We start from the raw sequence: 7,550 nt of genomic DNA on the forward strand, positions 1-7,550 counted from the left end.
ACTTTAAGAGTATCGAAAAAGGGATCATTTAAACTTAAGGTAGAGATTTTTACATATTGCATGATATGGTGTTAGGTTAATTTTAGTTATTAAATATAATTAATATTTAATAACACTTGAATAATTTCAAATAAAAGCCATCTATGTGTAGATATCGCATATTATATAAGAAATTGAAATTCTTTAACCTCTTCGTTAATTTCCTGTCATAAATATGTCACTCTCCCCAAAAATCTACCTAACTATCAATTCCTTATATCAACTCACTGAAAAAATTCCTAACTTGCCGTTTTCTAATATTATAAACACACAAGGCCATGACTGAGACGCTGGACATCAAGATCACCAAAACCACTCACTCCCGTTTAGCTGAAACGGATTTTGACAACTTACCATTCGGAAAAACATTTTCTGACCACATGTTTGTGGCTGATTATGCTGATGGTGAATGGAAAAACTTCCAGGTCATTCCCTACGGCGAAATTGGGCTTAGTCCGGCAATTTCTGCATTACATTACGGCCAGGCATTTTTTGAAGGTTTAAAAGCCTACAAACATGCCGATGGCAAAGTAACTATTTTCCGTCCCGATAAAAACGCCATCCGCTTTAACAAATCAGCCGAGCGTTTATGTATGCCGACACTGCCCGAAGAAGTATTTTTACAAAGTATGGCAGCCGTAGTTGATATTGACCGCGACTGGGTACCATCAAAAGCAAACCACGCGTTATATATACGCCCGTTTATGTTTGCTACCGATCCGTATCTGGGTGTAACACCATCATCAACTTACAAATACATGGTGCTTGCCGGCCCGGTTGGCCCTTATTTTTCAAAAACGCTGCGCGTTAAAATTGAAACTTACTATACCCGCGCTGCCGAAGGCGGTATGGGCTTTGCAAAAGCTGCCGGCAATTATGGCAGTTCGATGCTGCCAGCCCGCAAAGCTACTGAGGAAGGCTTTGACCAGTTAATATGGACAGACGCTAAAGAGCATAAATATATTGAGGAAATGGGCGCGGCAAATGCCATGTTCGTGCTTGATGGTAAATTGATCACTGCTGAAGCTAAAGATACCATTCTGGATGGCGTAACCCGTGATACCGTAATTGCTTTAGCTAAAGAGTGGGGCATTCCGGTTGAAACCCGCAAGGTTTCTGTTGCCGAAATTATTGAAGGTGCCAAAAACGGCAAACTTACCGATGCCTTTGGTGCAGGTACTGCCGCAACTATCGCTTCTGTTGGTTCTATCAGCGTTGATGGCGAAGAGTATTTCCTGAGCGATCCTAAAACCCGTGAGTTTTCTCAAAAAGTTTTAGCTACACTTGATGCTGTTAAATATGGTAACGCACCTGATACTTACGGCTGGAATTACCTGGTAGGTTAATACAGATCATATATAAAATCAAAGGTGCTTCAAATGGAGCACCTTTTTTGTTGATATCACACGGGGATTACAATGATAAGATTACAAAACTACTTTTTTGTCATTGCGAGCGTAGCGTGGCAATCGCAAACTTTACAGCTGAAATTTGCATTGTTCGCGATTGCTTCGTCGTTCCTCCTCGCAATGACAAAATTGAGAAGCAATAACGTGCTATATCACTTTTTTGAGCCCTAAAAACTACATCCAGCAGCCGGCCTTATCCCCTCTTTATCAACAGTTAAAAAAGGCTTTCCCTTTTTATAGCCGACTGTCCATATCGTATCAAAGTCGGTATCAGACCATTGCAGATCTTTCACTTTGAGGCCAAGTGCTTTAAGTATAGGTTTAAGCTGGCTGTGTTCCCATACAATTAGGATAGTACCTTTTTTGCTGCTTAATTCCGAAGCTATACCTTTGGCATCCTCCTCTTCAAAATTACTGTTAACCGCTAAATTGTATTTAATGGCAAATGGAGAAATGGTTTGAAACATACGCCCCCTTGAGGTAGATTTCCCGAGATTTAAAGCTGGCACATAAACACGATCAGGCAATCCGAATTTTGCCTTTAAAACCTCCGGTAACTTTAAAGCACGGTTCAGGCCCATACAGGATAGATTGTCACCATCAGCCGGTTTCTCTGCATGGCGGATAAAAATGAGTCTTAAGTTCTTACTTTGCGCATTGGCACAAGATACCAGACAAACTGTAAACAATGCCAGTAAAATACATAAAGCTGTTTTTTTCATGCTAAAAATGTAAGGCAGAACTCAACACTCTAAACTCACCACTCGTCTACTCCACACTAACGGTAAGCCCTTCCTGCTGTAATATTTTGCGGTAAATTTCCATTTCGGTAAATGAACCCTCCAATACGGCACACTTACCTTCATTATGTACTTTCCAGGCTATTTTTTCTGCTTGTGCTTCGGAGTAATCCAGATACTTCATCATGCAGTGGATCACATGATCAAAAGTGTTAAAATCATCGTTCCATAATATAAGGCGGTGAACTTCTTTAAGCCCTGCCATCAACTCCTCGAGGGTAAATGTTTCTTCCTGTGTTTCGGTTGGCATACGTAACTACAAATTTACTCAAAAACAAATAATAAAAGTGCTAAAATTGTGTTTAATGGGCTTAAAAATCATGTTACAATAGCTCCTGATCAAAAACCCCTAAACTCCCCAAAACTATGAAAAAGGCATCGCCCTATTTTATTTTAGCACTTGCAACACTTTCATTTACAACAAATTCAAGCCAGGCACAAACTGGTAAGCCAGCCCAAAGCACTTTACAAGCACCAACAACAACTATCACTGTTGACGGCAGCCTGAAAGATTGGGGGGATAGCCTGCGCTATTACAACGACGAGAAAAAGTTTTATTATACACTGGCCAATGATAAAACAAACCTTTATGCTGCTATTCGTATCCCCGAACGAATGGACCAAATGAAAACCCTGCATGCGGGTATTACTTTGGGCATTGATCCCCACGGTAAAAAAAAGGAAACTTTCTCCATTACCTTCCCGCTTGCTGATCCGGGCTCGCCGCTTGAGTTTCCAAAGCCGCAGAATGATAATAACGGAGAAATCACCAAAGAAGACCGTGACGAACTAATGCGTGAACGTGTAACCAAACTCCGAAACATTAAGGTGGAGGGTTTTAAAGATATTGAGGGCGATATGATAACCACCTCAAACACCTATGGCATTAAAGCAGCCATTGATTATGATGAAAAAGGCGATCTGGTTTATGAATTAGCTATACCCCTGCAATTTTTCCACGTAGATGAAAAAGACATGGCCAAAAACGAATGGGCATTTAATTTTAAAATAAATGGCGTTCAAAGACCGGCAGGTGCTGCGGCAAGCGGTGACCATCAAGGTGGCAGCGGTATGAGCGGCATGGGTATGGGCGGAGGCCGTGGTGGCAGAGGTGGCGGTATGGGTGGCGGCGGTGGTCGCGGTGGCAGAGGCGGTCGTGGCGGAGGCGGCATGGGTGGCGGCGGCAACTCCGAAACCCATAGCGAAATGTCAAAATCATCCGATTTCTGGGAGAAATTTTATCTGGCCAAATAGTTGAATACCGCCGTCCCTTTGTCATGCTGAACGAAGGGAAGCATCTATTGAACGCCATACTTACCGCAGAACAGATTCTTCGCTATCGCTCAGAATGACAACAATATATAAAATTAAAAAGTCAAAAATCTGATGAGATTTTTGACTTTTTAATTTTGAATTTTGACTTACCTATTCGACCTTATATTTATAAACCTGCCGGCCCAGATTACCATCAGCATCAATGCCTTCAACAACAACACGATAAGTACCCTTAGCATCGGCATTAAAGAAAGATATGGATGCATTGCCTTCCTTATCGGTTATGATAGAAGGTTTCCAGTAAATGGTCGACCGTAGATCCTGTATCTGGGTATTCGTTTTAGGATCATCATACTGAGGTGAATAAAACTCACGTGCCTTATAATATCCCTTTGGTGAATATGCGACTATACCTGGCGCATACCTGTTATATACTGCACCTTCATCTCCTCTTTTTGTGGTGATCACCAACAAACCATTGCCCCCCCTCGAGCCATATATAGCCGTATTACCGCCCGACCGTAAAACCTCAATACTGGCAATATCATTTATCACCAGGTTATCCAAATAATCGGAATCTACATAAATACCATCAACAATCAATTGCATAGCACCACCACCACGGGTAGTAAATGGCCTTCCGTTACGAAATATGACGCCCAAAAGCCTACCTTGTAAAACGCTTGATAAGTAAGGACCACCTAAATTTTCCAGATCCTTGTAAGTAAGCACCTGATCGGCGTTACCGGGGCCATTTAAATTAGCGGAGTGTTTTACAGCGGTTGTACGCACATCGCGCACAACAACTTCTTTCAATAAAATAGTATGGTTACCTATGCCGTACTTAACCTGCTCATCAAAAAGTTTCTTGCTGTTTTGCAGGTAAGCAGCGCTAACCTCATTAATATTTACCTGTATATCGGGCGCATTTTTGTTTTTACTAACTACCTGCGGCGCTATGTTATCCAGCTCAATCTCCAGATTTTTTCTGTCCTTGGCGGTGCGGGCCTGTACCACAAATTTTATACTATCCCTAAAAACAAGATTGTTAAAGGTGAATTTACCTTGATTATCTGACACGGTATCTAAAACAAATGTTCCACCGGCTGTAGTAAACAATGTTACCTTACCATTTGGAACCGGCTTACCGCCAAAGGTTTTTAAATGGCCTGTTACTTGCAGCGTTTTTTCGGGCTGATAAACAACTGGCGGGAAAGTATTATTGATCAATTGCTTCCATTCAAAACGGCGATAGCCCTGGGTTAGCATGAGCACATCAAGATCGGCCCGTGTTTTTGAATTTTCATTGGTAAAATAGTAACCCGGTTTTTCAATGTAACCTTTCAAATCAGATGTAAGCAGGGTATTTGATAAAATGCTTTCTTCTGCCGTTTCATCAACAGGCACTTTTGACATATCAATAACCGATGCCGAGAAACTACCGATAACAGCCTCATCATTCTTGTTTTTAGCATTGAGCTTTATGGTAACCTTTTGGCGCGGAGCATATTGTGCGCTTGATGATGACACGGCCAATTTAAGCTGATCATTACGCTGGATATATACCAACCGTTCATTCAAAGGCTCGTCCGCTGCCGAGAACAGGGTAAACTGCAAAATACCCGACGGAAATTTACTTTTTGGCACAACCGCGCTGAAGTTTTTTCCACCATCGGGGCTTTTAGCCGCGTAATAAATTTCGCCTCCACTCTGGGCAACCAGGGTTAATCCGTTAGCTGCTATAGCACTGCGCATTAAAGTAGATCCAGGCAGTACCTTTATTATAAGATTATCGTCGTTTGAATTATCAATACTTAAAGCATAGCCATTATCAACAGCAGCGGGGATGTTAAAATCACCTGCAGATCCGTCAGTATATATAACGTGCGCCTTATAGTTCTTCCCCACCTGAGGTTTCAGCTCAAACACGCCCATGCCCGCGTGGGTAGTGTTAAACGAGGTGATCACCTGATTTTGGTCATCCATAATATCACCTTTGATAGCTGCACCTAAACCATCGGCCCCAACGGCCTTAAAAGCAACCTTTAAATTAGTTGAACTGCTTACCAGGTTGCCGCCCTCCGGAAAAAATTGTACATCAACCTTATTTGATAAAGCTTTTATAGGTACAATTTTGGTGTCCACCTTTTTATTATCCAGTTTTATATTGGTAACAATGTGCCCTACAACAGCCAGGTTAGATGCTGACGGCATAAAAGCTATATCAAGTTCTCCCTTATCATTAGTAATACCTTTACCCCTTGAAATAGACTTTCCACTAAACTCAACCCGGTAGCTTACCTCTCTGCCTGAGTATGGTTTACCATCCAGATCGGTATAATTGATAAGCGCGTTAACTTTTTGTTTTCCGCTTTGCTCACTATAGGTATAATTGGTTTTGGTGAACACGGTGTTGCTCACACTATTCACAATGGTTATGGTTTTATCAAAAAAATAAGCGTCGCCAAAATTGCGCATCCAGTTGGTGTAGGCCCTGATGCGGTAATTCCCTTCCTGCAAGGTATCAGGCAATGCAAAATCGCCATTGGTAAGGCCGCTTTGCAAGGGGAGTTTGATACTTCGTTTTATAGAATCATTTTCGTCGATGAGGTCAACGTTCAATATGTCACTGTAAATTGATAATTCATGTTTACTACCAATGGTTACATAGGCTTTAAACCAGATATCATCGCCAACGGCATAATAAGGTTTATCTAAATGGAGGTATACTTTTTCCTGGGGTCGCTCAGCACGCCACTTATTCAGTTGGTCAACAAGTTTGGCTATAAAATCATCTCCGGGGCCCTTAAAACCAAAAATTGCGGTAACAACCAGGATCAGGAATAAGCCGGCAGATATTTTTTTGTATTTCATGGTAATGCATTAAAATTAAAGCTTCACAAAATATCCACCAGGTGATGAATTCTGTGTGAGGTTTTAGGTTTTATAAAGTTAAATATACCACAAATTAGCCGACACTAAAATAGCGGTTATGGAAACCTGTGTTCGGTTTGACGTAGTTTAAACCCAAAGGTTTAATACCAGGAAAAAAAATAAAGCTTAAAATTTATTCTTCCACATCATGCTCTCAACCGGCCGTGTGGTGGGGTTATTATATTTGGCGTTGTTCTTGGTATTGTACATAGTTTCAATATCGCCCTCAACTACAAAATAAATAAGCTGGCCTATAGGCATGCCTGCATAAATACGTACCGGCTGGGCGCATGATATCTCCAGCGTCCAGGTGTTGCAAAAACCAACATCTCCCTTACCTGCTGTGGCATGAATATCAATTCCTAAACGGCCGGTACTTGATTTACCCTCCAGAAATGGTACATGGCGGTGCGTTTCGGTGTACTCCATAGTTACACCCAGATAAAGCGTATTTGGCTGAAGTACAAAGCCATCTTTAGGAATCTCAAAGCCATCAATTTCATTGTGGAGCTTGGCATCCAGTACCCTGTCCCGATAGGTAGCCAGGTGTTTACCCAAATGTACATCGTACGAATTGGTACCCAGGCATTCGCGTTTAAAGGGTTCAATAATAATGTGACCTTTTTCTATCTCTTCAAGAATGCGCTTATCTGATAATATCATGTTGAGGGCTAAATTATAACTAATTAAAACAATAGGCAATATGCGTTTGCAAGTAATTAGTTTTTAGTATCAAGTAGTTAGTATCGAGTATCAAGACTTGTAGAATTGGGCATCTAAAATTAGATGAGCTTTCATTGTGTCTAATAGCACCCTAAGTGTCTTGATACTCGATACTAATTACTTGATACCGATACTTAAATATTTTAATTAAATTTATTTGACATAATTTTGCCCCCTATTTTGCAACTTTACTTATTATGGCTATAGCATACAGGCAGCGTATTGATGATGATACCGAATTTGCGCTCTGGAAAATTGAAGAAGAGGCTAACGACCTGTACAACCAACTGCAACTTGATGAGCAGGAAAAAGCTTATGTTGAAAAACTAAGCAATGGCAAGCGCCACCTGCACTGGCTGGGAACCCGTGT

General features: G+C 41.3%; 6 protein-coding genes. 2 read left to right on the plus strand and 4 right to left on the minus strand.

The annotated features are described in order from the left end of the window. The first annotated feature begins 317 nt into the window (after nucleotides 1-317). Complete coding sequence (locus AAGC65_RS23560) at nucleotides 318-1,385, plus strand: branched-chain amino acid aminotransferase (protein ID WP_343114921.1); 1,068 nt, start codon at nucleotides 318-320, stop codon at nucleotides 1,383-1,385. Nucleotides 1,386-1,615: 230 nt separating this feature from the next. Here the strand turns inward: AAGC65_RS23560 and AAGC65_RS23565 are convergent, their stop codons facing one another. Both AAGC65_RS23565 and AAGC65_RS23570 read right to left on the minus strand, forming a co-directional pair. Then, a complete protein-coding gene (locus AAGC65_RS23565; protein ID WP_343114922.1) occupies nucleotides 1,616-2,170 on the minus strand; it encodes a histidine phosphatase family protein in 555 nt (184 codons plus the stop codon). 46 nt (nucleotides 2,171-2,216) lie between these two features. Then, nucleotides 2,217-2,498, minus strand: a complete 282-nt coding sequence (locus AAGC65_RS23570; protein WP_343114923.1) for an ATP-dependent Clp protease adaptor ClpS — start codon at nucleotides 2,496-2,498, stop codon at nucleotides 2,217-2,219. A gap of 116 nt (nucleotides 2,499-2,614) precedes the next feature. Here AAGC65_RS23570 and AAGC65_RS23575 point away from each other — a divergent pair, with 116 nt between their 5' ends. After that, on the plus strand, nucleotides 2,615-3,502 hold the full coding sequence (locus AAGC65_RS23575; protein ID WP_343114924.1) for a hypothetical protein: 888 nt from the start codon (nucleotides 2,615-2,617) through the stop codon (nucleotides 3,500-3,502). Nucleotides 3,503-3,673: 171 nt separating this feature from the next. On the opposite strand, the gene AAGC65_RS23580 is transcribed toward AAGC65_RS23575, so the two are convergent. Continuing rightward, nucleotides 3,674-6,397, minus strand: a complete 2,724-nt coding sequence (locus tag AAGC65_RS23580; protein WP_343114925.1) for a TonB-dependent receptor plug domain-containing protein — start codon at nucleotides 6,395-6,397, stop codon at nucleotides 3,674-3,676. Nucleotides 6,398-6,583: 186 nt separating this feature from the next. Further along, on the minus strand, nucleotides 6,584-7,120 hold the full coding sequence (dcd, locus tag AAGC65_RS23585) for a dCTP deaminase (protein WP_343114926.1): 537 nt from the start codon (nucleotides 7,118-7,120) through the stop codon (nucleotides 6,584-6,586). Nucleotides 7,121-7,550: the final 430 nt, after the last annotated feature.

The sequence above is a fragment of the Mucilaginibacter sp. genome, from assembly GCF_039207105.1.
Classification (GTDB): Bacteria; Bacteroidota; Bacteroidia; order Sphingobacteriales; family Sphingobacteriaceae; genus Mucilaginibacter.